Raw genomic sequence first — 23,735 nt, 5'->3', positions numbered from 1 at the left:
CTGTTTACTATCGTTTGGACATCCATACTGCTAAACCGCCATGGGCGGAACGGATAACGAATAAGAATGATTGTACTGAGCAATATTTCGAAGGTTTTTGACAACGGAAAGGTGGCACTGACAGCCGTTGATAATGTCAATTTGACGATAGCGCAGGGACAGATTTACGGGATTATCGGTTACAGCGGCGCCGGGAAAAGTACGCTTATCCGCCTGCTGAACGGTCTGGAAAAACCCAGTACCGGCAGCGTCACCATCAACGGGCAGAATATTTCTGCCGCTAAGGGCGAAGCCTTACGCCAGGCGCGACTGAAGATCAGCATGGTGTTCCAGCATTTCAACCTGCTCTGGTCGCGAACGGTTAACGAGAACATCGCCTTCTCGATGCAAATCGCGGGCGTGCCTAAAGCCAATATCAAGGCGCGCGTTGCTGAGCTGGTGGATTTGGTCGGCCTGAAAGGGCGTGAGAATGCGTACCCGTCCCAGCTGAGCGGCGGGCAAAAACAGCGCGTGGGCATTGCGCGCGCACTGGCCAATAATCCGGACGTGCTGCTCTGCGACGAAGCCACGTCGGCTCTTGACCCACAGACCACCGATCAGATCCTCGATCTGCTGCTGGATATTAACCGTCGTTTCAAACTCACCATCGTGCTGATCACCCACGAGATGCACGTGGTGCGCAAAATCTGCGACCGCGTGGCGGTGATGGAGAATGGCAAGGTGGTGGAAGAGGGCGATGTCCTGAGCGTCTTTACCCATCCGCAACAGCCCATCACGCAACAGTTTGTTCGTCAGGTGAGCCAGTACGCCGAGGAAGAGACCTTCAACGCTGAGCTGGCAAATGAACTGGAAGGTACGGTTATCAAGCTGACCTTTACCGGACATAGCACGCATAAGCCTGTCGTCGGTGAATTAACGCTGCGCTATGGCCTGCCGTTTAACATCCTGCACGGAAAAATGACGCAAACCGCCCACGGTGTTTTCGGGCAACTCTGGGTGCACGTGGTGGCATCTGATGAACAACTGAACAATATCCTCGCCGACCTGCAGCACAGCGATATTGAAGGCGAGGTGATTAAACATGGCTGAGGATCTCTTTCCGCATCTGAAGTGGGACCAACTGTGGGCAGCAACCCAGGAGACGCTGTACATGACCGCGCTCTCCGGCGTGGCGACCTTTGTTCTGGGGCTCGTGCTCGGTCTGGCGCTGTTTTTAACCGCGCGCGACGGGCTGTTCCATAACCGAACGGTCTACAGCGTGATTTCGATTGTGGTGAACGTGTTCCGCTCCATTCCGTTCATCATCCTGATTGTATTGCTGATCCCGTTCACGAAAACCATCGTGGGGACCATCCTTGGCGCCAACGCGGCACTCCCGGCGCTGATTGTGGGCGCAGCACCGTTCTACGCACGCCTGGTGGAAATCGCCCTGCGTGAAGTGGACAAAGGCGTTATAGAAGCAACGCGCTCGATGGGCGCACGACTGAGCACGTTAGTGTTTCGGGTTTTACTGCCGGAATCATCACCTGCACTGGTTTCAGGTATTACGGTGACGCTGATTGCGCTGGTGAGCTACAGCGCAATGGCGGGGGTGATTGGCGCCGGCGGTTTGGGAAATCTGGCTTATCTGGAAGGATTCCAGCGCAACCATGGTGACGTCACGCTGGTGGCAACGGTGACCATATTAATCATCGTTTTCATTATCCAGTTCTGCGGCGATGTCATTACTTCACTGTTAGACAAAAGATAATCTCTAATAACACACAGGAACCATCATCATGAAAAAGACACTGACACTGATCGCCGCAGCAACCCTGAGTGCCCTGAGCTTCGCCTCCTGGGCTGACACGCTGACCGTAGGCGCGTCCAACACGCCGCACGCCGAAATTCTGGAGCAGGCGAAGCCGATTCTGGCGAAGCAGGGTATCGACCTGGAGATTAAACCGTTCCAGGACTACATTCTGCCTAACACCGCGCTGGCGGGACGTGACATCGATGCGAACTATTTCCAGCACATTCCTTACCTGAACAGCGTGCTGAAAGATCATGCGGGCGATAAGGACTACGATTTTGTCAGCGCAGGCGCGATCCACATTGAGCCAATCGGCATCTACTCTAAAAAATACAAGTCGCTGAAAGACCTGCCGGAAGGCGGCAAGATCATCATGCGTGACGCGGTTTCCGAAGAGGGCCGCATTCTTTCTATCTTCGAGAAAGAGGGCGTGATCAAGCTGAAGCCGGGCATTGATAAAGTGACCGCACGCATCAGCGATATCGTCGAGAACCCGAAAAAGCTGCAGTTCACACCTAACGTCGAAGCGTCTCTGCTGCCGCAGATGTACAACAACGACGAAGGCGCTGCGGTGGTGATCAACGCCAACTACGCCATTGATGCAGGTCTGGACCCGGTTCACGATCCGATTGCGGTAGAGAGTGGTGAAAATAACCCGTACGCCAACATCATTACCGTACACCGCGGTGATGAGAAGAAAAAAGATATCGTTGCGCTGGTGAACGTCCTGCACTCCAAAGAGATTCAGGACTGGATCCGCACCAAATACAAAGGTGCGGTCATTCCCGTCAACAACTAATTAGCTGATTTTACAGATGAAGCCCGGCGAGTCTCTCGTCGGGCTTCTTTTTTGTATCCAGCCGATGAATCATTTAAGCTGACGCTTTAGGGCAATGGAGTGAAGGTAATGGGCAATGTGACCAAAGACGAAGCGCTGTACCAGGAGATGTGTCGGGTGGTCGGCAAGGTCGTTCTCGAAATGCGTGATTTAGGGCAGGAGCCAAAGCATATTGTGATTGCCGGTGTGCTGCGAACCGCGCTGGCGAACCAGCGCGTCAAACGCAGTGAATTGACAACCGAAGCGATGGAAACGGTGGTTAAAGCGCTGGCCGGGTAATGCGCCAGCGCTTTGCGAGTTGCTCAAGCGAGCAGCACAGCAGGTAGTAAACCACCCCCGTAAAGATAAAAATGGCCGCCGGGTAGATTTGCACCCGGTTGTTCACCTGGCCCGCCACGGTGGTCAGTTCAGGTACGTTCACAATAAACGCCAGCGACGTATCCTTCAGCAGGCTGATAAATATCCCCACCAGAGACGGCAGAATATTGCGCATCACCTGCGGGAGCAGCACGCGCCACAAGGTTTGCCGCGTGCTGAATCCCTGAGTCAGTGCCGCTTCATATTGCCCGGTGGGCAACGCGTTTAGTCCGGCGAGTACCGAATGCATGACCGATGCCGCCGTGAACCAGGCCAGCGCCAGCGTCACAGTAAGAGCGCCGGGCAGATCGCCGCCGGTCATCAGCGGCAGCAGATACCACATCCAGAAAATCACAAAGATGAGCGGAATACCGCGTATCAACTCTGCCCACAGGAACAGCGCCTTACGCCCAAGCCCGGGATAGCGCCACGCGGCGCACGCCAGCGCAATACCGCAGGGCAGAGCAAGTATGGCGGCTCCCGCGGCCATCAGCAGCGAGAGCAACACGCCACCGGGTTCACCCGCAGCAGCACGTCCCCACAGCAGATAATCCAGGTTATCAACAATCACGTTAAATCCGGCAATCATGCTGAGTCCTCCCTGCGCGGGGGCCGAGTCGCGTCAGTAGCATACCCATTAGCACGCCGGTAAGCAGATACAGTGCGGTTCCCACGGTAAAGGCCTCCAGCGCGTGCGCGTTATAGCTTTCAATCTGCCGCACCTGATAGGTGAGTTCGGCAAAGCCAATGCCGCTGGCGAGCGAGGAGAGCTTCATCAGGTTGAGATACTGACCGACGACAGGCTGCCAGGCATTCGCCAGCCCTTGCGGCAGCAGAATGTAGCGAAATAACCGCCAGGCAGAAAACCCCTGCGCCAGCGCTGCCTCCCGCTGTCCGTTGGGGACGGAACGCAGCCCGGACTCAATCTCCTCAATTAAAAAGGCCGAGGTGAACACGCCCAGCCCCCAGGCAGAACATAAAAATTCAGGCGTGAACCACCAGACGTCACCGGGCAAAATCGACCAGGTGTGATCGGCATTCACGACGTCCCGAAACCCGAGCGGCAGTCCGTTCCAGGCGGCGAAGTACCAGAACAGGAGCTGTACCAGCAGCGGTGTGTTGCGAAACAGCGAGACCCAGCCGCTGACGACGGCATGACCGAACCGTCCTGCGGAGAGGCGAAGCAGCAGAAAAAACAACGCAAGCAGGGTGGCAAGTACCACGCCCGCGAGCGTGACCCACAGCGTGGTGAGAAAACCGGATACTATCCACTGCAGGGGCTGCCCGGTCAGCACTCCCTGCCAGTCGAGCGCGGCCATTACAGCGGCTCCTGGTGAAGCGGGTCGAGCACTTTTTGCAGGAATCGCTGGGCGCGTGGATGCGACGGTTGACTGAAAAATTGCGCAGGCGGGGCGGTTTCGAGAATGTGTCCACCGTCGATAAAGACGATCCGGTCAGCAATCTCCCGGGCAAACTGCATCTCGTGCGTCACCACAATCATGGTGATCCCACTGTGGGCGAGGGCTTTCATTACATATAACACTTCGCCAATCATCTCGGGATCGAGGGCTGACGTCGGCTCATCAAAGAGAATGATTTGCGGCGACGAGGCCAGCGCGCGAGCAATCGCCACGCGCTGCTGCTGGCCGCCGGAGAGCTGTGCGGGAAAATGATGGGCTTTTTCCAGCATCCCGACCTTTTCCAGCAGCGCCAGCGCGCGCTCCTGGGCAGGCTGCGGCTTCCAGCCGTGCACATGTTCCAGCGCCAGGGTAATGTTCTGGCTGGCGGTGAGGTGGGCGTAAAGGTTAAATTGCTGGAACACAAAACCGACGCGGCTGCGTAACTGGCGCAGTGCCGCAGTGGCAAGCCGGGCGGTGGGTTTGTTATCAATCAGAATGTCGCCGTTACTGAGGGTTTCAAGCTGGTTGATGAGACGGATCAACGTCGATTTCCCCGAACCGGATGGACCGAGGATCGCCACCACTTCACCCGGAGAAATGCTGAGGTTAATGCCTTTTAATACCTCATGGTCGCCGTAACGTTTTACGACGTCACGAAACTCGACGCTGGCGTGTTCCAGATGTGAAAAATCCGCGGCACCGGCCGCGGAGTGTGAAAATAAACCTGAGAGCATATTACTGGGCTTCTATTTTAAAGGCGCGAGGCTGTGGAGCGGGCGTGTTTGGGCCAAACCAGACATCGTAGATTTTAGCCGCCTGACCGTTCTTCTCGAGATTAACCAGCTCATCGTTAACGGCCTTCAGCAGCGCGGTTTCACCTTTTTTCACCCCAACGCCAATCTCTTCCTTGCTGAGCAGATCGGGCAGGATTTTAAAGTTCGCTTTATCCGGGGCCTGTGCCAGCAGGCCTGCAAGAATAGTGCTGTCCTGGGTGATGGCCTGCACGTTGCCGTTGCGCAGCGCCGTCAGCGCCAGAGGAATGTCATCATAAGAGAGCACGCGAGACTGCGGGAAACGCTGGTGCAGCGCCTGCTCGCCCGTTGTCCCTTTCACCGCACCAATGCGTGCCCGGCTGTATTCATCCAGCTTATCGGGTGATTTGGCGGGGACCAGGAACTGTTGTCCGGTCACGAAATAGGGGGTTGAGAAATCAATCACCTGTGCGCGTTCCGGGGTGATGGTGATATCCGCCACGATCAGATCTGCTTTACCGGACTGAAGCAACGGAATTCGGTTCGCCGGATTGGTGGCAACCAGTTCAAGCTTCACGCCGAGTGATTTTGCCAGCGCTTTGGCAAAGTCCACGTCGTAACCCACGATGTCGTGCGTCTTTGCATCAATAGAGCCAAACGGCGGATTGGCGTCAAAGGTGGCGACTTTCACCACCCCTGCGGCCTTAATATCCGCCAGCTGATCGGCCTGTACCTGCGCTGAAAGCAGGCTCCCGGCTGCCAGTAATCCCAGAACCAGTGTCCGTTTGTTAAACCCTTTCGTTTTTGCTGCCATAGTCATACTTCATCCCGTCGTTTTTTGTTTTGTCCCTTTACGCTCCCATAAGCGAAAGCTATCGCCAAATAAGAAATCGTTCTTTGCTATAAGCAAAAAAGCATTAGTGAACAGGGTGTTATGAACAGGTAAATGAAAGGGGACGCTATTTGCAGATACTGCACATGAACAGACGATATTGGTATTTCCCTCGCGCCGAATTTGAGTGTTTAACTTAGGTCAGGCAAAGCGAAGAGGGGTAAAGACAATGAAAAAATGGATAAGCACGTTACGGCGGTTTTTTGCGACCCGGCAGGTCAATGCGGAGAACAGCGCGCAACGGGTTCTTGAGTCGATACTGCCTGTCGCCAGCCTGTATGGCGTGGACGTTGCCAACATCGATCCGGAGTGGTTCTATGATAAAACGTCACGCTGAATTGCGCCGGACGCGCGAAATGTACTGGAATGAGCTGTGCGTTTTTTTGTTATGACAATCGTTAACTGTTAATGTGACAGGCTGTAAAACCTGCCAGTTAACGGAATGAAAAACACACTGTTCACGCGCGCCATCATTGTCTGGATCATCGTCTGCTTTGTCAGCGGTATCCTGCTCTATGCCGAACAAATTCGCCGGCAGTACTGGGAGCGCGATCGGGAGTATTCGGCGCTCTTTTCTGAGATTAGCGCCGTCCTTACGCAGAACGAGTCTGTATTGCCGCTACTGAGCGGTGATGAAGATATCACGGCACTGAATAAAAAATTCCCCCATCTTCTTGCGCTGGAGAAAACAACCGGACGCGCGCTGGACGCCGCCCGCGTTGAGCCCGCCAGCGATCGACAATACTGGCTCTACAATCCCTGGCGGCAAATCCGTGTACGGGTTGATCTTGCCCCACTACTCAATACGCATCATGCCTTTGAGCGCCTGGAAGTCTATTATTCGAAGCGAAGCGAACCACACTCTTCAGATGCCTTCTGGCACTGGGCACGCTCCTTCCCGCAGGTAACGCAACCCTTCGTGCTTTCAGCCGATGCTCAGCCAGACTGGCTCGGTATTCAGTGGTTTATCTTCCTGGCCGTCTTTCTTGGATGGGGTGTGATCATTGCGGTGGGCAGCGCGGCGCTCTGGCAGCGTAAGGCAAGACGAGACGCAGAGCAGCGCGCCTTGTATTACCAGCATGCCCGACTGAACACGCTGGGGGAGATCACTGCGGGTATTGTCCATGAGATCAACCAGCCGCTCACGGCCGTGCAGACCTGGATCCAGGGCGCGCAGCGACAGCAAAAGCTGGACAATCCACAGGCGGTGTCCCAGGCGCTGGCAGCAGCGCTGGTGCAAACACAGCGTATCAGCGCCCTGTTAACCCGTTTTCGTGAACACGTGGTGCAGGAGAAAGTGACGCTGCGCGAAACCGACCTGGCGCAATGCTGGCAGCAGGTTGTGAATTTACTGGAGCACGAGAGACGCGCTGAACATATCATCGTTACCCATGCGTTTACACCGGAGGCAACGACGGTTCTGGCTGACAGACTCTGGCTTGAGCAGGTCCTACACAATCTGCTCAGCAATGCGATTCAGGCTCAACAGGCGAACGCGCAGGGTTGGGTGCGGATCGAAAGCCGGAAAGGCGCAAATGGCATTCAGGTCATCGTGACGGATGACGGCCCCGGTTTTAGCCCGGAGGCGCTACAGAATGCCTTTATGCCGTTTTACAGCGGCAGAGAAGAGGGCATTGGCCTGGGGATGACCTTGACGGAGTCACTGATGACGCGCATGAACGGATCGATTACGCTGGGTAATTCGCCGGAGGGAGGGGCGCGAATCGTCCTGCAACTGGCTAATGGAAAGGAGACGACGCATGGATAATATAATCTGGCTGATCGATGACGATGAATCCATCAGAGAGTCGATGGCATTTTTACTTTCGGGCATGGGCTGGGAAGTGAAGACATTCGGGAGTATCGACGCGTTTACCTCGGCCCATGTTAAGGACTCAACGCTCGTCGGCTGCCTGCTGCTGGATATGCGCATGCCGGGAAAAGGGGGACTGACGTGGCTGGAAGAGGGCGAGTGGCCGTGGCCGCTGCTGCCGGTGATTATCATGACCGGGCACGGCAGCGTCGACGCCTGCCGCCGGGCGTTCCGTAACGGCGTCTTTGAGTTTTTCACCAAGCCGCTGGATGCGGACAAGCTTATCGAATCCGTGGGGCTGGCGTGTGAGGAGAGCCAGCGACGGTTCGCCGCATGGCAGGCGCTCTCACGAATAAAAGCGCGCTTTGAACAACTCACCGCGCGGGAACGTGAGGTATTGGCGGTGTTGATGGAAGGGCTCAGCAATAAAGAGGTGGCGGCGCGGCTTAACCTGTCGCCGCGCACGGTGGAAGCGCATCGTGCAGCCGCGTTTGCCAAGCTGGGCGTCACGAGCCTAGTTCAGGCAAGCCGCGAGTACGACAAATTGCAATCCGTATAATTACCAGGATGCGTGCGTAATCAACCGAATTACGCGTCGTTGCCTGTCCCGGTATCCTCGAATGGTCTTCAGTTATTCTATTCGAGGTTATGCAATGAAAAAGTTAATGATGGCGGCAGCGCTGGTCGCGGGTAGTGTAAGTCTGACTGCGCAGGCAGATTCCGTGAGCCAGAAAAATCTCTCCCTGGCCCAGGCCAATGCGCTGGCAAACTCTGCCGTTCAGGCGTGTCTGGCGAAGAACTATCAGGTTTCGGTGACCGTGGTTGACCGTGCGGGTGTGGTGAAAGCGGTACAGCGCACCGATAATGCGGGCCCACATACGGTCAAAGCCAGTGAAATGAAAGCCTTCACGGCGCTCAGCTCGAAGAATGCCTCAGGCAAAGTGATGGAAGCGGCGCAGAACAACGCGGGCGCGCAGAATATGCGTGATATCCCAGGCTTCCTGCTGCTGGCGGGTGGCTTACCCGTTAAAGAGGGCGATGAGGTGATCGGGGCGATTGGTATCGGCGGGGCGCCGGGCGGTCATCTGGATGAGGCCTGTGCTCAGGCAGCCATTGACGGGCTGAAGAAGTAACATCAAAAAAAGCACCGGCTTTACCGGTGCTTTGCAATCAGATCTTGCAGGCGTCGCCGCAGTCATCATCGGCAACCATCGCCTGCGCTTTTTTGTCTGCGTCGTCCAGACGTTCGGCGTTACGCTCTTCTGCTTCATCCAGTCCGTTAAAGACCAGGTTATCGAGATCAATTTCCATGTGGCACCTGCTATGTTCAGTTTTTGATACTGGCACAGTATAGGGCAAAAAAAACCAGGAATGTACCTCGCAGCACATAAGGATAATCCCTGCCATACTCAGTGCGTTGTCACTGAGGAAAGCACATGATTATACTCTGTAAAGCCTGCGGGACCTCGTATGCGTATCAACCCGACAGATGCCCTGTCTGCGAGGATGAACGCCAGTATGTTCCCGTTACCGGGCAGGCGTGGACCGAACTTGAAACCGTCACTGCCACGCATACCAACAAATGGCAGCAGCTTGAACCGCAGCTCTTTAGCATCAAAACGGTGCCCGCCTTTGCCATCAATCAACGGGCACTGCTGCTGCGCACCCCACACGGCAATATTCTGTGGGATTGCATCGCCAACCTCGACCCGGCAACCCGAACGCTGATCGCCGCCCTCGGGGGTATCAGTGCCATCGCCATTTCACACCCTCACTATTACACCACCATGCAGGACTGGGCGGAGACGTTCGACGCGCCGGTGTATCTCCATGCCAGCGATCGGGAGTGGGTCATGCGCGACAGTCCGGCCATTCACTTCTGGCAAGGCGAAACGCTGGAGATTGTCCCCTCCGTGACGTTACTGCGTCTCGGCGGCCACTTTGCAGGCGGAACGGTGCTGCACTGGCAGGAGGGCGAAGGGGTTTTGCTGGCGGGGGATATTCTGCAGGTCACGCCGGGGAAAGACGCCGTTTCGTTTATGTGGAGCTATCCGAATATGCTTCCGCTACCCGGCCACACTGTTGCGTCCGTCACCCATCGCCTTGAAGGCAGAAAATTTGAGCGTCTGTATGGCGCGTTCGAGGGGCAGAACATCCAGGCTTTCGCGGACGATATTGTGCAGCGGTCGGGCCAAAAATATATTGCTTGTCTGAAGTAAAGCACGGTGGGTAAACTTTACGAGTGTGATCGCGATCATACCTAAACTACAACAGATAAAAGAGAAATTGCTATGCAACATATCATTGAAGGTTTTCTCAGCTTTCAAAAAGAGATTTTCCCGCAACGTAAAGAGCTCTTCCGCAGTTTAGCGTCCAGCCAGAATCCCAAAGCGCTGTTCATCTCCTGCTCCGACAGCCGACTGGTGCCGGAACTGGTTACGCAACAAGAGCCAGGACAACTCTTTGTCATTCGAAATGCTGGCAATATTGTGCCGCCGTTCGGGCCAGAGCCAGGCGGCGTCTCCGCCACTATCGAATACGCGGTTGTCGCGCTGGGCGTGACCGATATCGTGATCTGTGGCCACTCTAACTGCGGTGCGATGAAAGCGATTGCCGACAATGCCAACCTGGAGCCGATGCCTGCGGTCTCCCACTGGCTGCGCTACTCTGATGCGGCGAAAGCCGTGGTGGAGAAGAAATCCTGGGACCAGCCAATCGATAAAGTGAATGCGATGGTGCAGGAGAACGTGTTTGCGCAGCTGAGCAACATTAAGACCCACCCGTCCGTCGCGGTGGGCCTGCGTAATAATTCCATCCGACTGCACGGCTGGGTGTACGACATTGAAAGCGGCGACATACGCGCGCTGGATAAAGCGACGAAAACCTTTATCTCTCTGTCTGAAAACCCGGAGGTTTTCTTCGAGTAATCAGACCGTTGAGGGCAGGGAGGCCCTGTCAGTTATCCATAAAAGGTAACTTTTTGCGCGTAACCGACGCAGGTTTATTTGCCGCTTTTGCCATTGCTTCCCCAATCCCTGCGCACTCTGCGAGTCCCTGGACAAAGGGGCGGTCGTGCATCAGCCACGGTATCGCACCAAAGGCAATACGTCCGCGAAGCGTATCGGGCGCCAGCAGCGTGTAATCTTCACCAACATCGGGTATATCGTCGCCTGTCGTTTGTAGCAGTTTACGCAAGGACGGGAAGGGTAAATCTTTTGTCTTGAGGGGTTTCTGCCCGCGCGCATCAATAAAGACGTCGAAGCGGTAGCGGTGCTCTTTGGTGGTAATGACCGTTTGAGCACTACCGATATCCAGAGTGTAATCCTCACCCAATGCCACTACGCTTATGATCCCCGCCTCGCGCAGGGCAAGCAGCCTGCGAATAGACTGAGGGGGGATGGCGGCATAGTTATCAATAAACACGCGCTCCAGCCCGGCTTTGAACCGCGCTCTGTCCTTTTCGTTCAGGGCGGGTACGATTTCTGCAACGATCTCGTGCAGGCGAAGTACGGTATAGCGCCAGGCCACGGTGCGCCGTTCACGTTTGTTTCGCTCGACCTCTTTGAGATTCTCTTCCGCCCAGGTAAAGGGACCGTGCTGTTTACGCTCTTCAAACCACGCCTCGCGAAGGCTGTCTGCGTCCTGTTGCCTCAGCGATATGGCCTCGCACCACGCCGGGTCGGCAAGTTCAAGCTCTTTAACCATCAGGGCGAAGATGCGGTCCAGCAAGCCGTCTGCTCCTTTGGCAATCTCGGTTTGAACCACGAATTCGGTCAGTACCGACAGCGGCTCGTAAGGGATCGGGCAGTAAAAATCGGCCTCTGGTAAAATGCCGGTCCGGGACATCAGGACGATTTTTAGCGCCTCGCTTCCTTTATCCAGAATGAACGCGTCGTCCACAAACTGACCATGCTGCATCACCACCGCCATGGCCGCGTCCAGACCGCTCAAAGACGTTCCCATAATGCCCACCTTGCAGGGGCGGATTTCGGCGTCCATGAGTCCTGACCACGGGCTTGGGAAGAACGTGCGCGTGGCTTCATCTTCATCTGGCCAGACGTGACCGGTGGCGATAACCGCAAGGTCATACCGTTCGGCAAACGCATCACCGTTAACTGAAAGCGTGATGGCGTTTGAGTTGACCTCGATATCTGTGACTTCCGAGGATTTGTGGATCTCGACCTTGAATCCTAATTTTTTAGCCTCTTTTACAACCGTGAGAAAGCTGTCGCGGAAATACTCACCCAGCAGGAGCCGGGGCAGGAACTGCCGGTCATGCAAACGGGCTTTATCAACCTTAAAGCGCGCCAGATGGGCTTCGCTCTGGCCCTTAAGCCAGTCGAGATAGGTCATAAAAATGGGCGGGATTTCAATGCTTGCAATGTTCGCCAGCATCAGACGAGAGTTTTCGTCGTCGTTATAGGGCATACCCACGCCAGCTTCCTCAGCTTGTTCAAAGACGGAGACCGAAAGCGGCTGCGGATTTTTAAGAAGTGCGTAAAAGGTGTAAATCCCTGTTGGGCCGGAGCCAATAATCGCGATTTTCTTCATCGGCGTTCTTCCTGCTTTTTTTGTCATGAGAAAAGCGTAGCAGGAGAATAATTAAGAAATCAGGAGATTGGGATAATTCAGAACATAAAGAGAGGATTTGCACCATTTCAGGACTGAAATGGTGCGTCCGAGTGGACTCGAACCACCGACCCCCACCATGTCAAGGTGGTGCTCTAACCAACTGAGCTACGGACGCAGAATGGTGCGTTCAATTGGACTCGAACCAACGACCCCCACCATGTCAAGGTGGTGCTCTAACCAACTGAGCTATGAACGCAACGTGTTGTCGGTGACAACGGGGACGAATATTAGCGGCACAGCATCGTTGAGGCAAGAGGGAAAACGCATTTTTCTCTCTGAATTCACGCGATTGCTTCATTACCGCGCAAAGTGAAGAGAAAGTAGCCGCCAGCTGGCGGCTACTGCCTGTTTAACGTGCGGCGCGTTGCAAAATGACCGTGGAAGGCTGGCGTTGCAGAAAACGCATACGCAGCATCATCATGATGGCCGCAGAGGTCAGACCGATGATAAAGCCCATCCAGAACCCTGCCGGACCCATGCGATCAACCACCAGATCGGTAAGCGCCAGGATGTAGCCTGTCGGCAGTCCCAACACCCAATAGGCGATGAAGGTAATAAAGAAAATTGAACGCGTATCTTTATATCCGCGCAGCACGCCGCTGCCAATCACCTGGATGGAGTCAGAAATTTGGTAAATCGCGGCCAGCAGCATCAGGTGCGACGCCAGCGTGACGACTTCCGGATTGTCGTTGTAGAGCAGCGCAATCTGCTCGCGTAACGCAACGGTAAAGAGCGCCGTACAGACGGCCATGCAGACGCCGACGCCCAGCCCGGTCCGGGCGGCCGTTTGCGCATCCAGCGTTGACCCCTGGCCCAGACGGAAGCCTACGCGGATCGTCACCGCCGCGGCCAGCGACATCGGCAGGACGAACATCAGGGAACTGAAGTTCAGCGCAATCTGGTGGCCCGCGACATCAATAATGCCCAGCGGGGAGACCAGCAGGGCGACCACGGCAAACAGGGTCACTTCGAAGAACAGCGCCAGCGCGATAGGCAGCCCTAACTGCACCAGGCGCGTCATGATGTTCCAGTCCGGCGTGCTAAATCTTTTCTCGTTGCGAATATCGCGCATGGAACGGGCGCGTTTTACAAAGGTGATCATTGAGAAGAACATCACCCAGTAAACGGCTGCCGTCGCCACGCCGCACCCGACGCCGCCCAGTTCCGGCATGCCGAAGTGGCCGTAAATAAAGATGTAGTTCACCGGGATATTGACCAGCAGACCGATAAAGCCCATCACCATACCGGGCTTGGTTTTTGCCAGACCTTCACACTGGTTACGCGCGACCTGGAAAAAGAGGTAGCCAGGCGCGCCCCAGAGCAGGGCGCGCAGATAGCCCACGGCTTTATCCGCCAGCGCCGGGTCGATGTTATGCATCGCGCGGATGATATGCCCGGCGTTCCAGAGCACCACCATAATCAGCACGGAGACAAACCCTGCCAGCCAAAAACCCTGGCGAACCTGGTGGGCAATGCGCTCGCGGCGGCCCGAGCCGTTCAGCTGTGCGATAACTGGCGTGAGCGCGAGCAGTAAACCGTGACCAAACAGGATGGCCGGTAGCCAGATAGATGTGCCGATTGCCACGGCAGCCATATCGGTGGCGCTGTAGCCACCTGCCATTACCGTATCCACAAATCCCATTGCGGTTTGGGCCACTTGCGCGATGATCACTGGTATAGCCAGTGCCAATAACTGGCGCGCTTCATTCATGTACTTCTGCACGTGAACACCTTTATTTTGTAGTTATTTGAGAGACTAAAAAAGCCGCCGTAACTGGCAGCAAGAAGAAAATGCAGGGGGGTGCCAGCTATTGTAGCGGGCTTTAACTATTTATCTAGTGAAAAAATCGCCAGAAAATGCGCTCCACTGGCAACCTGTTTTTCCAACTGTTATTGTGATGGGATTAAACGGTGTCACCACCGTCCGGAAAAAACAGGAGTTGTAAGCATGTTTACTGGTATTGTGCAGGGCACCGCCAAAGTGGTGTCCATTGATGAAAAACCCAATTTCCGCACTCACGTGGTTGAGCTGCCCGAATATATGCTCGACGGCATAGAGACCGGCGCCTCGATTGCACATAACGGCTGCTGCCTGACGGTGACCGAAATTAACGGTAACCAGATTAGCTTTGATTTAATGAAAGAGACGCTGCGTATCACCAACCTGGGTGAACTGGTGGTGGGGGATACCGTCAACGTTGAGCGCGCGGCGAAGTTCAGTGACGAGATCGGCGGCCATCTGATGTCGGGCCACATCATGACCACCGCCGAGGTCGCAAAAATTGTGACCTCGGAAAATAACCGTCAAATCTGGTTTAAAGTTCAGGATCCCGCATTAATGAAATACATCCTGTATAAAGGATTTATTGGTATTGATGGGATTAGTCTGACGGTCGGAGAAGTGACGCCGACGCGCTTTTGCGTGCATTTAATTCCCGAAACGCTGCAGCGCACAACGCTGGGCGCAAAAAAACTGGGGCATCGCGTGAATATCGAAATCGATCCGCAAACCCAGGCGGTTGTGGATACCGTTGAACGCGTCCTGGCGGCAAAAGAGGCGGCGATAATAAAAGCCGTTGAGGAAGAATAAAAAATAACCCCGGATATCCGGGGTTATTTTTTTAGCGGGCGACACGTAATCCGTGTTCAATGCCGCGACTGAAAACAACCTGCCAGAGCTGAATATCCCGCGCACGGAACGCACCCGCACAGGCATTCAGATAATAGCTAAACATGCGTTTGAACCGTTCGGAATAGTTGTCTGCAATCTCAGGCCAGGCCTCCTGAAAACGGGAGTGCCATGCCATCAATGTGGTGTCGTAATCCGCGCCGAAGTTATGCCAGTCTTCCACAATGAAGTGGGGCTCGCTGGCGTTAGCAATCTGGCGCACGGACGGTAAACAGCCATTCGGAAAGATGTATTTATTGATCCACGGGTCCACGTTATTGTCGGTGCGCTTAGAACCAATGGTATGGAGCAGGAAAATACCGTCAGGCTTCAGGTTTCGGTCGGCAACGTCAAAATAGGTTCTGTAGTTTTTCGGACCCACGTGCTCGAACATGCCAACGGAAACGATGCGGTCGAACTGTTCGTTCAGGTCGCGGTAGTCCTGAAGTCGAATATCGACATCCAGTTCCTGGCAACGTGTCTGCGCCATTTTTTGTTGCTCAGCTGAAATCGTCACGCCCACAACGCTGGCACCGTAGTGTTGCGCCATGTACCAGGCCAGACCGCCCCAGCCGCAGCCGATATCCAGCACGCGCATACCCGGTTTTAACTGCAGTTTCTCGCAGATTAGACGCAGTTTATCTTGCTGCGCCTCTTCAAGCGTTGTGGCCTTTTTCCAGTAGCCGCAGGAATATTGCATTAAGGGATCAAGCATACGGCTGAACAGGTCATTACCGAGATCGTAGTGCTCTTTACCGACGATCCATGCCCGCTTTTTACTTTGCAGATTGAACAGTCGAGCGGAGGCGATACGCAGCGTGTCTTTGAAGTGGCGAGGGAGCTGATTTTCAAGACCGGCGCGCAATACGCTGGTGAAAAACATGTCCAGCCGTTCACACTCCCACCAGCCGTCCATATAGCTTTCGCCCAGGCCTAACGATCCCTCCTGCAAGACGCGTTTAAAAAAATCGGGATGTTTGACCTGCGGATCGGCGGGGGAAGACCCATTAATCGTGATGCCCGCACGTCCCAACAGTTCACTGACGATCCGGGACCAGTTATCGTCCGGAACGCTGACTTCTTCTATACACGATGAACTCATAGCTTCTCCATCACCTTGCTGTGATCAGAACCTTAAAACAGCGTAGACGCTTTTTTGGGTTTGTGAGAAATCTCACGGTAATGCCCGCGAGGCTAATATCCGACGTAGAACAGAGGAAGGGAGATAACCCTTGCCGAAAAGCCTTCCATGGTAAAACGGGAGCACTCCGGCTCCCGTTAACACTTAATATTTATCGTATTTAATCGAACCAAATTTAGTATAGGCCTCAAAATTTGGTGATTCAATAGAAAATTCTTAGCAACCTAATCACTAGGTCTTAACATAATTTCTGGCGCGATTATGCGTGCGACGTTTCCACCTTCTGACGCGCATTCTGCTCGCGCTGAGCGGAAGACTGCATACGGTAGCCAAGGGCAGCCAGCGCAACGGTCACCAGCATCACACTGGTGGTGGTCAGGAGCGGCGTGGCAATCAACGCAGAGACCACCAGACTCGCCAGGAAGCACAGACCCAGCTGTAACGTGTTCTGCAGCGCGGCGGCGCGTCCCGTCGCCTGTGGGAACGGACGTAACGCCTGCGCTACCACGATTGGGTAAATAGCACCGTTAGCGACCGCCATGACGCAGAACGGAATCAAAATTTCGGTCAGGCCCGTACCCGGAATAAACCCGACGGCCCATGTGCCGAAAACGCTTAACGCGAACAGCACCAGTAGCCAGGGCAGCATTTGCTGGCCTTCCCACTTCTGCAGCGCTGCACGACAGCCGTAGCCGCCGACCAGGAAAGCGATGGTCTGTGGAACATAACTCAGGCCGATTGCCGCCGGGCTGTATCCCATATCGTGCAGAATGAACGGCGAGCCAGTCAGCCACGCGAAGAAACTGGCGGAACAGGCCGCGTAAATCAGGACGTTGCCGCGATACGCTTTTGAACGCAGTAGCGAGGCAAAGGTAATCGGCTTCGCGTCAGGATGCGTCTCTTTTTTATGCGCAGGCTTGAGGAAAAACGCAGGCAGCATCAGTACCAGCGTGATGGCAAAGAGCGTGGCGAAGATCGCCTGCCAGTCGAAATGGGCCAGGATCCAGCTTCCGAGCAACGGTGCGAGGGCAGGCGAGAGACCGACCAGCGGCATAATGGTGGCGAAAATTCGGTTAGTGCGGGATGCCGGATAATAATCGGTCACCAGCGCCTGCCAGGTCACCGCTGCAGCACAGACGCCAACGGCCTGAATGAATCGCAGTACCAGCAGCCAGGTGGCATCACGTACCCACAGCATGCCCAGGCAGCCCACGGCAAAAATAGCCAGACCCAGCAGCAGCACCGGTTTACGACCAAAGCGATCGGAGAGTGGCCCCCAGAGGAGTTGTGCGAAGGCAAAACCGGCGAGGAACAGGCTCAGGCTGGCGCTGATAGCGGCTGCGGGGGTTTGCAGATCTTCCTGCATCGCGGCAAATGCGGGCAGATACATGTCGGTCGCTAAAAAGCCCAGCACGCTTAAGCCGCCGAGCCAGACTAAAAATCCTTTCCTGGGTTGCATTGTTTTATTCTCCTGAGGAGGCAGGTGTACGTTGGCGCAGAGTGTAGGGAGTGCAAAGCGGCTTGTGAAACGCTAATATTTGCAGAGTGCATTCAAATTTTTTGCAGGCAGAACATGTGGTCAGATTATTCTCTTGAAGTTGTGGATGCTGTTGCCCGTAACGGCAGTTTCACCGGTGCCGCGCAGGAGTTACACCGCGTACCCTCGGCGATCAGTTACACCGTGCGTCAGCTGGAAGAGTGGCTGGCGGTTCCGCTGTTCGAGCGGCGTCATCGCGACGTGGAATTAACGCCTGCAGGCGCGTGGTTTTTGAAGGAAGGGCGTTCTGTTATCAAAAAAATGCAGATCACCCGCGAGCAGTGTCAGCAGATCGCTAACGGCTGGCGAGGCCATCTCTCCATCGCGGTGGATAATATCGTTAAGCCGGAACGGACCCGGCAAATGATCGTGGATTTCTATCGTCATTTTTCTGATGTCGAACTGCGGGTCTCCCAGGAGGTGTTCAACGGCGTCTGGGATGCGCTGGCGGATGGCAGGGTGGAGATGGCGATTGGTGCAACGCAGGCGATCCCCGTTGGGGGACGCTATGCGTTTCGCGATATGGGGATGCTGAGCTGGACCTGCGTTGTCTCCAGCGAACATCCGCTGGCGGCAATGGAAGGCCCTCTCAGCGATGACACGCTGCGCAACTGGCCGTCGCTGGTGCTGGAAGATACCTCGCGCTCGCTGCCCAAGCGCATCACCTGGCTCCTGGACAACCAGCGCCGCGTGGTGGCCCCTGACTGGGAATCGTCGGCAACCTGTCTTTCTGCGGGGCTGTGCGTGGCGATGGTGCCCGTTCACTTCGCGCGTCCGCGCATCGATACCGGAGAGTGGACAGCGCTGACGCTGGAAAATCCGTTCCCGGATGCGGCCTGCTGTCTGACCTGGCAGCAAAACGACGTATCGCCTGCGATGGCCTGGCTTCTGGATTATCTGGGAGACAGTGAAACGTTGAATCGGGAGTGGCTACGGGAGCCAGCATAACTGGCTCCGTAAGCGATTAACGGCGATAGTCGCGGAACGGACCGTCCGCCACGGAGCGGCGCTCGATGAGGCGCGGGTGAACTTCAATCGACTGGGATTCTTCACGCTTGTTGACGATCCTGTCCATCAGCATGTTGAAAGCCGTTTCGCCCAGCGAGTCTTTTGGCTGGTGAATGGTGGTCAGCGCCGGGGTGAAGAAGCGCGCGTTACGCACGTTGTCATACCCGATCACGGAAATATCCTGCGGCACCCGCAGGCCCAGTTCGTCGGCGGCGCAGAGTGCGCCCATCGCCATAATATCGCCGCCACAGAAAACAGCCGTCGGGCGATGCGGTTGGGAGACAATCTGCTGCATTGCGCGGTAACCAGATTCCGGCTCAAAGTCGCCTTGAACGATCCAGTTTTCCGGCACGGTGATGAGCGCCTCTTCCATTGCCTTCATAAAACCGGCCAGACGGCCCGCACCGGTGTTGCGCTCCAGCGGACCTGGGATCACGCCAATCTCGCGGTGACCGCGTTCGATCAGATAACGACCGGCCATATAGCCGCCTTCAAAGGCATTATCGATAACGGAATCGGTGAAGTCCGCGCGCGCTTCGCCCCAGTCCATCACCACCATCGGGATGTGGCGGTACTCTTCCAGCATAGAAAGTACGGACTCTGGGTACTCAGAACACATTACCAGCAGGCCATCGACGCGCTTTTGCGCCATCATCGACAGGTAGGCGCGCTGCTTCTCAATGCTGTTCCACGCGTTGCCCAGAATCAGCGTATAGCCTTTCTGGAAGCAGTTTTTCTCAACGGCTTCGATGATTTCGGCAAAATAGGCCGCTTCACTGCTGGTCGCCAGCAAGCCAATCGACTTGGTGTGATTCACCTTCAGGCTGCGCGCAACCGCACTTGGGGAGTAATGTAACTCCTTGATCGCCGCCCAGACGGCGTTGCGCGTCTCTTCCGCGACGAAGCGGGTTTTGTTAATTACATGTGATACGGTTGTAGTGGAAACGTTTGCGCGTTTTGCTACGTCTTTTATTGTTGCCATTCAATGTCACTCCAGACCATATCCTAAACTCCTGAAAAACTTGAAGGTAAACGTTTGCCTTCTCTCACCCTTATTACGCAATCTTGAGTTGCGACACGCCGGGAAAACGACACAGGACGTCAGGAGGGGGTCAATGGCCGGTACGCTAATAAATTTAGCGTGGAATTTTGTCCTATCTTGATGAAAAGGGGAAGAGCTAAAGTGGATATCAGTTTAAATCCAGGAAGATTTTTGACGTAAACTGTGTAAAAATGAGCAAGCTCACTTTTCGTGGGGTGATTAAAAGGAGAAAAATTGATGAGTTCCGATCTGAAGTTTTCGCTGGTGACCACCTTTATCGTGCTGGCATTGATTGTTGCCGGTGGTTTGACGGCTGCGCTGCACTGATTTACGCGGGGGGAGAGTCCTCTCCCTCCTCATTTGCTTCCTATTGTTACCTCTCCGGCAAAAATCTTTTGCCAAAATGTTAACTTCTCAAATTTTGTGATTGATGTCATGCTTTTGACTTCTTAGTTCTGTGTCGCGTGATGACACGGCATCCGGAGTTGACTCATGAAAATCAATTTTCCTCTGCTGGCCCTGGCGATTGGCGCCTTTGGGATTGGCACCACTGAATTCTCCCCAATGGGGTTACTGCCTGTTATCGCACGCGGTGTAGACGTCTCTATTCCTGCGGCCGGGATGTTAATCAGCGCCTATGCCATCGGCGTGATGGTAGGGGCCCCGCTGATGACGCTGCTGCTGTCGCACCGCGCGCGTCGCAATGCGCTGATATTTTTGATGGCGATCTTTACGCTGGGCAACGTGCTCTCCGCGATTGCGCCGGATTACACCACTCTGATGCTGTCGCGTATTCTGACCAGCCTGAACCATGGCGCATTTTTCGGTCTGGGCTCGGTTGTTGCGGCAAGCGTGGTTCCGAAGCACAAGCAGGCCAGCGCGGTGGCGACCATGTTTATGGGGCTGACGATCGCCAACATAGGCGGTGTGCCTGCGGCCACCTGGCTGGGTGAAGTCATTGGCTGGCGAATGTCTTTCCTGGCGACAGCAGGGCTGGGTGTGGTGGCGATGGTGGCGCTGTTCTTCTCCTTACCGAAGGGGAGCGCCGGGGAACGTCCTGACGTGCGCAAAGAGCTGTCGGTGCTGATGCGTCCTCAGGTGCTTTCCGCACTGCTGACCACGGTGCTGGGGGCCGGTGCGATGTTTACCCTCTACACCTATATTTCACCGGTGCTGCACGATATTACCCACGCGACGCCGATCTTTATTACCGCGATGCTGGTGCTGATAGGCGTGGGCTTCTCTATTGGTAACTATCTTGGCGGGAAGCTGGCCGATCGTTCCGTGAGCGGTACGCTGAAAGGCTTTTTAACCCTGCTGATTGTCATCATGATTGCGATCCCTTGGCTGGCACGCAACGAATGGGGTGCTGCTATCGCAATGGTCGTGTGGGGCGCTGCCACCTTTGCCGTGGTACCACCGCTTCAGATGCGGGTGATGCGTGTCGCCCATGAAGCGCCAGGTCTCTCTTCTTCCGTGAATATCGGTGCGTTTAACCTGGGTAATGCGCTTGGGGCTGCAGCGGGCGGGGCGGTGATTTCCGGTGGTTTAGGATACAGTTTTGTGCCGGTGATGGGGGCAATTATTGCCGCACTCGGCCTGCTGTTAGTGCTGATGTCCGGTCGTAAACAGCCAGAAGCTGCCTGCGCGGCGGAATAAACAAAAACGCAGAAGGGTGAACCCTTCTGCGTGTCTCTTACGCGGCGAAGTTCTTCGCCACAAAGTCCCAGTTAGCCAGTGCCCAGAAGTGCTCCAGATAGTTAGGACGCGCGTTACGGTAATCAATGTAGTAAGCGTGTTCCCATACGTCTACGGTCATCAGCGGTTTAGCGCTGGTGGTCAGCGGAGTGCTCGCATTAGAGGTGGAAACGATAGCCAGCTTGCCATCCGCTTCTTTGACCAGCCACGTCCAGCCGGAACCGAAGTTTTTGATGGCCGCATCGGTAAACTTCGCTTTGAAGTCCGCGAAGCTGCCAAAAGCGGCGTTAATGGCGCTCGCCAGTTCACCGTCAGGTTCACCACCGGCATTTGGCGCCAGGCAGTGCCAGTAGAAGGTGTGGTTCCACACCTGAGCCGCATTGTTAAACACCCCACCCTCTGAGCTACGGACGATCTCTTCCAGCGTTTTGCCTTCGAAATCGGTACCTTTAATGAGGTTGTTCAGATTGGTGACATAGGTTTGATGATGTTTGCCGTAATGGTACTCAAGCGTTTCCGCAGAAATGTGTGGCGCCAGGGCGTCTTTTGCATACGGTAGTGCAGGTAATTCGAACGACATTGCTTCTCTCCTTATTTTATTTGTACGTTGTCAATAACCCTACAGACAGCAGGGAAAGGATAGCAAATTGAAAGGGTATGCAAAAGAGGAACTTACCCTGCCACGCGTGCGGCAGGGCAGGGGTTAGCGGATGGTTTTTGGCGTCATCACACGGCGCGCGCCAACGTAATGACGCACCCAGTAGTCTTCACTGAGTGAGGTAATCTGGATGTCCTGGCCGCTACGCGGTGACTGAATGAATTTTCCGTTGCCGACATAGACCCCGACATGGTCAGCCGTGCCGCGACCCTGGGTACGGAAGAACACCAGGTCACCGTTCTCCAGCTCACCACGATTGACCGGTGCGGCGTCGCGCAGGTGGTACATTTCATTAGCGGTACGCGGAATACGGAACTTCACCAGGTCTTTATAAGCGTAATACACCAGGCCACTGCAATCGAAACCCGTTCGCGGAGAAGTGCCACCCCAGTGATATGGTTTACCTATTTGCCCCATTAGTTTATTCATCGCCGTTTTTTGCGCTTTCTGCATACGGACTTTATGCACTTCGGCTAATTTCGTGACTTTCGTGCACTTCGCTTTGTGACCTTTACGCGTAGTGCATTTTTCTGTCACGAGGTTGGCGGCCGTTTGCGAGGCTTTACGTCGGCTGGAATGTGCGGTGTGGATTGGGGATGTTTTCGTCTTGCTGGAGGCGGTCTTTTTGGTCTGTGTGGGTGTTTTTTTCTTTACGGTCTTGCTGGTGGTTTTTTTCTTACGTTCTGTGGACTTAACCAGATGCGATTTTTGTACAGCAGAATGCCGCGCCTGTTCAGAGGCGTTCGCCGCTGGCGTGAAAGTGAGTGATGTAAACAGTAAAGCACAGAGCGTGATCGAGATTTTATTTATCCGCGCCACTGGGCAGTCCCCTGATTAATGCAGGCCATCAATAATACCCGCGTATGATTTACAAAGCCTGTCGATTCTAATCCATAAAAACCCGAGAAGTTAATAGCATTTTTCATTCTAAAATCATGTTTCGTTAGCAAGTGCAAAAAAATTCATCGTTCTGTCGCACTATTGTTCACTCCCTAAGCAAAACCGTACGGCAAACAGGGATAAGCGTCATTAGCAATGCATCTTTTAGCGTTAGCCGTTAAAATAGTAAGACGTGACGAAAATGTTATTTTCCGATGTCTGTCTGAACCGCTACAATGTCAGACGAATGCCGTAACAGAAGTTAAAGGAAGCAAGACATGAGCACCACTATTGAAAAAATTCAGCAACAAATCGCTGAAAACCCGATTCTCCTGTACATGAAAGGTTCTCCGAAGCTGCCAAGCTGCGGTTTCTCCGCGCAAGCGGTTCAGGCGTTATCTGCCTGTGGTGAGCGTTTTGCTTACGTTGATATCCTGCAGAACCCGGACATCCGCGCTGAGCTGCCAAAATACGCAAACTGGCCGACTTTCCCACAGCTGTGGGTTGACGGTGAGCTGGTGGGCGGTTGCGACATCCTGATTGAAATGTATCAGCGTGGCGAACTGCAGCAGCTGATCAAAGAGACGGCGGCGAAGTACAAAACGGAAGAACCAGACGCAGAGTAAGT

27 protein-coding genes and 2 tRNA genes are annotated in these 23,735 nt (G+C 54.8%); 15 read left to right on the top strand and 14 right to left on the bottom strand.

Annotated features, from left to right (window positions below; genetic code table 11):
- Positions 1-66 precede the first annotated feature (66 nt).
- The 4 genes from ACTJJA_RS20145 to fumD all read left to right on the top strand — a co-directional run bounded on the left by ACTJJA_RS20145 (position 67) and on the right by fumD (position 2,909).
- Entirely contained in the window at positions 67-1,089 is a 1,023-nt protein-coding gene (locus ACTJJA_RS20145; RefSeq protein ID WP_089599778.1) for a methionine ABC transporter ATP-binding protein, read from the top strand.
- Positions 1,082-1,750, top strand: a complete 669-nt coding sequence (locus ACTJJA_RS20140; protein ID WP_440669015.1) for a methionine ABC transporter permease — start codon at positions 1,082-1,084, stop codon at positions 1,748-1,750. Before ACTJJA_RS20145 ends, ACTJJA_RS20140 begins: the two co-directional genes overlap by 8 nt.
- A 28-nt stretch (positions 1,751-1,778) precedes the next feature.
- Positions 1,779-2,591, top strand: a complete 813-nt coding sequence (locus ACTJJA_RS20135) for a MetQ/NlpA family ABC transporter substrate-binding protein (RefSeq protein WP_010430254.1) — start codon at positions 1,779-1,781, stop codon at positions 2,589-2,591.
- 108 nt (positions 2,592-2,699) lie between these two features.
- Positions 2,700-2,909, top strand: a complete 210-nt coding sequence (gene fumD, locus ACTJJA_RS20130; protein ID WP_008500615.1) for a fumarate hydratase FumD — start codon at positions 2,700-2,702, stop codon at positions 2,907-2,909.
- Here the strand turns inward: fumD and ACTJJA_RS20125 are convergent.
- From ACTJJA_RS20125 to ACTJJA_RS20110, 4 genes are read right to left on the bottom strand one after another with little or no spacing between them, the layout of a single operon-like run.
- Positions 2,890-3,576 carry an amino acid ABC transporter permease gene (locus ACTJJA_RS20125; protein WP_440669014.1) on the bottom strand — a complete coding sequence of 229 codons (687 nt, stop codon included), beginning with the start codon at positions 3,574-3,576 and terminating at the stop codon, positions 2,890-2,892. The genes fumD and ACTJJA_RS20125 overlap by 20 nt on opposite strands.
- Complete coding sequence (locus ACTJJA_RS20120; protein WP_440669013.1) at positions 3,560-4,306, bottom strand: amino acid ABC transporter permease; 747 nt, start codon at positions 4,304-4,306, stop codon at positions 3,560-3,562. Before ACTJJA_RS20120 ends, ACTJJA_RS20125 begins: the two co-directional genes overlap by 17 nt.
- Complete coding sequence (locus ACTJJA_RS20115) at positions 4,306-5,121, bottom strand: amino acid ABC transporter ATP-binding protein (protein ID WP_042713739.1); 816 nt, start codon at positions 5,119-5,121, stop codon at positions 4,306-4,308. Before ACTJJA_RS20115 ends, ACTJJA_RS20120 begins: the two co-directional genes overlap by 1 nt.
- A gap of 1 nt (position 5,122) precedes the next feature.
- Positions 5,123-5,953 carry an ABC transporter substrate-binding protein gene (locus ACTJJA_RS20110; RefSeq protein ID WP_029485049.1) on the bottom strand — a complete coding sequence of 277 codons (831 nt, stop codon included), beginning with the start codon at positions 5,951-5,953 and terminating at the stop codon, positions 5,123-5,125.
- Positions 5,954-6,200: 247 nt separating this feature from the next.
- On the opposite strand from ACTJJA_RS20110, the gene ACTJJA_RS20105 reads away from it, so the two are divergent.
- The 4 genes from ACTJJA_RS20105 to ACTJJA_RS20090 all read left to right on the top strand — a co-directional run bounded on the left by ACTJJA_RS20105 (position 6,201) and on the right by ACTJJA_RS20090 (position 8,977).
- Entirely contained in the window at positions 6,201-6,368 is a 168-nt protein-coding gene (locus ACTJJA_RS20105) for a hypothetical protein (protein ID WP_042713742.1), read from the top strand.
- A gap of 105 nt (positions 6,369-6,473) precedes the next feature.
- A complete protein-coding gene (locus ACTJJA_RS20100) occupies positions 6,474-7,799 on the top strand; it encodes a sensor histidine kinase (protein WP_440669012.1) in 1,326 nt (441 codons plus the stop codon).
- Positions 7,792-8,403, top strand: a complete 612-nt coding sequence (locus tag ACTJJA_RS20095) for a response regulator transcription factor (protein ID WP_440669011.1) — start codon at positions 7,792-7,794, stop codon at positions 8,401-8,403. Before ACTJJA_RS20100 ends, ACTJJA_RS20095 begins: the two co-directional genes overlap by 8 nt.
- Positions 8,404-8,497: 94 nt before the next feature.
- On the top strand, positions 8,498-8,977 hold the full coding sequence (locus ACTJJA_RS20090; RefSeq protein ID WP_218308098.1) for a GlcG/HbpS family heme-binding protein: 480 nt from the start codon (positions 8,498-8,500) through the stop codon (positions 8,975-8,977).
- 37 nt (positions 8,978-9,014) lie between these two features.
- Here ACTJJA_RS20090 and ACTJJA_RS20085 read toward each other — a convergent pair whose 3' ends face one another.
- Entirely contained in the window at positions 9,015-9,155 is a 141-nt protein-coding gene (locus ACTJJA_RS20085; RefSeq protein ID WP_010430278.1) for a hypothetical protein, read from the bottom strand.
- A gap of 125 nt (positions 9,156-9,280) precedes the next feature.
- Between ACTJJA_RS20085 and ACTJJA_RS20080 the strand changes: the two genes are divergently transcribed.
- Positions 9,281-10,063 carry an MBL fold metallo-hydrolase gene (locus ACTJJA_RS20080; protein WP_440669010.1) on the top strand — a complete coding sequence of 261 codons (783 nt, stop codon included), beginning with the start codon at positions 9,281-9,283 and terminating at the stop codon, positions 10,061-10,063.
- 72 nt (positions 10,064-10,135) lie between these two features.
- Positions 10,136-10,771 carry a carbonic anhydrase gene (locus ACTJJA_RS20075; RefSeq protein WP_010430283.1) on the top strand — a complete coding sequence of 212 codons (636 nt, stop codon included), beginning with the start codon at positions 10,136-10,138 and terminating at the stop codon, positions 10,769-10,771.
- A gap of 28 nt (positions 10,772-10,799) precedes the next feature.
- Here the strand turns inward: ACTJJA_RS20075 and ACTJJA_RS20070 are convergent, their stop codons facing one another.
- From ACTJJA_RS20070 to mdtK, 4 genes are all read right to left on the bottom strand, one after another.
- The gene (locus ACTJJA_RS20070) at positions 10,800-12,395 is read right to left on the bottom strand and encodes an FAD-NAD(P)-binding protein (RefSeq protein WP_440669009.1); all 1,596 of its coding nucleotides are present in this window, start codon (positions 12,393-12,395) and stop codon (positions 10,800-10,802) included.
- Between the two features lie 119 nt (positions 12,396-12,514).
- Positions 12,515-12,591, bottom strand: a tRNA-Val gene (locus ACTJJA_RS20065).
- Between the two features lie 4 nt (positions 12,592-12,595).
- Positions 12,596-12,672: transfer RNA gene (locus ACTJJA_RS20060), tRNA-Val, on the bottom strand.
- 153 nt (positions 12,673-12,825) lie between these two features.
- Entirely contained in the window at positions 12,826-14,199 is a 1,374-nt protein-coding gene (gene mdtK / locus ACTJJA_RS20055; RefSeq protein WP_010430289.1) for an MdtK family multidrug efflux MATE transporter, read from the bottom strand.
- A gap of 225 nt (positions 14,200-14,424) precedes the next feature.
- Between mdtK and ACTJJA_RS20050 the strand changes: the two genes are divergently transcribed.
- Positions 14,425-15,066, top strand: coding sequence for a riboflavin synthase (locus tag ACTJJA_RS20050; protein ID WP_010430291.1), 642 nt, complete (start codon positions 14,425-14,427; stop codon positions 15,064-15,066).
- 31 nt (positions 15,067-15,097) lie between these two features.
- Here ACTJJA_RS20050 and cfa read toward each other — a convergent pair whose 3' ends face one another.
- A complete protein-coding gene (gene cfa, locus ACTJJA_RS20045) occupies positions 15,098-16,246 on the bottom strand; it encodes a cyclopropane fatty acyl phospholipid synthase (RefSeq protein ID WP_440669008.1) in 1,149 nt (382 codons plus the stop codon).
- A gap of 298 nt (positions 16,247-16,544) precedes the next feature.
- Positions 16,545-17,744 (bottom strand): purine nucleoside transporter PunC, encoded by a 1,200-nt coding sequence (punC, locus tag ACTJJA_RS20040; RefSeq protein ID WP_174339409.1) that lies wholly within the window; start codon positions 17,742-17,744, stop codon positions 16,545-16,547.
- A 114-nt stretch (positions 17,745-17,858) separates the two neighbouring features.
- On the opposite strand from punC, the gene punR reads away from it, so the two are divergent.
- Positions 17,859-18,770, top strand: coding sequence for a DNA-binding transcriptional activator PunR (punR, locus tag ACTJJA_RS20035; RefSeq protein WP_421512116.1), 912 nt, complete (start codon positions 17,859-17,861; stop codon positions 18,768-18,770).
- A 16-nt stretch (positions 18,771-18,786) separates the two neighbouring features.
- Here punR and purR read toward each other — a convergent pair whose 3' ends face one another.
- On the bottom strand, positions 18,787-19,812 hold the full coding sequence (purR, locus tag ACTJJA_RS20030) for an HTH-type transcriptional repressor PurR (protein WP_010430302.1): 1,026 nt from the start codon (positions 19,810-19,812) through the stop codon (positions 18,787-18,789).
- Positions 19,813-20,109: 297 nt separating this feature from the next.
- Here purR and cydH point away from each other — a divergent pair, with 297 nt between their 5' ends.
- Entirely contained in the window at positions 20,110-20,199 is a 90-nt protein-coding gene (gene cydH, locus ACTJJA_RS20025) for a cytochrome bd-I oxidase subunit CydH (RefSeq protein ID WP_042717882.1), read from the top strand.
- A 165-nt stretch (positions 20,200-20,364) separates the two neighbouring features.
- Positions 20,365-21,531, top strand: coding sequence for an MFS transporter (locus ACTJJA_RS20020; protein ID WP_010430305.1), 1,167 nt, complete (start codon positions 20,365-20,367; stop codon positions 21,529-21,531).
- A 37-nt stretch (positions 21,532-21,568) separates the two neighbouring features.
- On the opposite strand, the gene sodB is transcribed toward ACTJJA_RS20020, so the two are convergent.
- Positions 21,569-22,150: a superoxide dismutase [Fe] gene (gene sodB, locus ACTJJA_RS20015; RefSeq protein ID WP_440669007.1), complete on the bottom strand. Its 582-nt coding sequence runs from the start codon at positions 22,148-22,150 to the stop codon at positions 21,569-21,571.
- A 123-nt stretch (positions 22,151-22,273) separates the two neighbouring features.
- Complete coding sequence (locus tag ACTJJA_RS20010; RefSeq protein WP_089599800.1) at positions 22,274-23,047, bottom strand: C40 family peptidase; 774 nt, start codon at positions 23,045-23,047, stop codon at positions 22,274-22,276.
- Positions 23,048-23,385: 338 nt separating this feature from the next.
- Here ACTJJA_RS20010 and grxD point away from each other — a divergent pair, with 338 nt between their 5' ends.
- Entirely contained in the window at positions 23,386-23,733 is a 348-nt protein-coding gene (gene grxD, locus ACTJJA_RS20005; protein WP_010430312.1) for a monothiol glutaredoxin 4, read from the top strand.
- The last annotated feature ends 2 nt before the right edge of the window (positions 23,734-23,735 follow it).

Origin of the sequence: Enterobacter sp. 22452 (assembly GCF_052045065.1) — a bacterium.
Classification (GTDB): Bacteria; Pseudomonadota; Gammaproteobacteria; order Enterobacterales; family Enterobacteriaceae; genus Enterobacter; species Enterobacter mori.
This window is presented reverse-complemented; position numbering and strand designations above follow the sequence as displayed.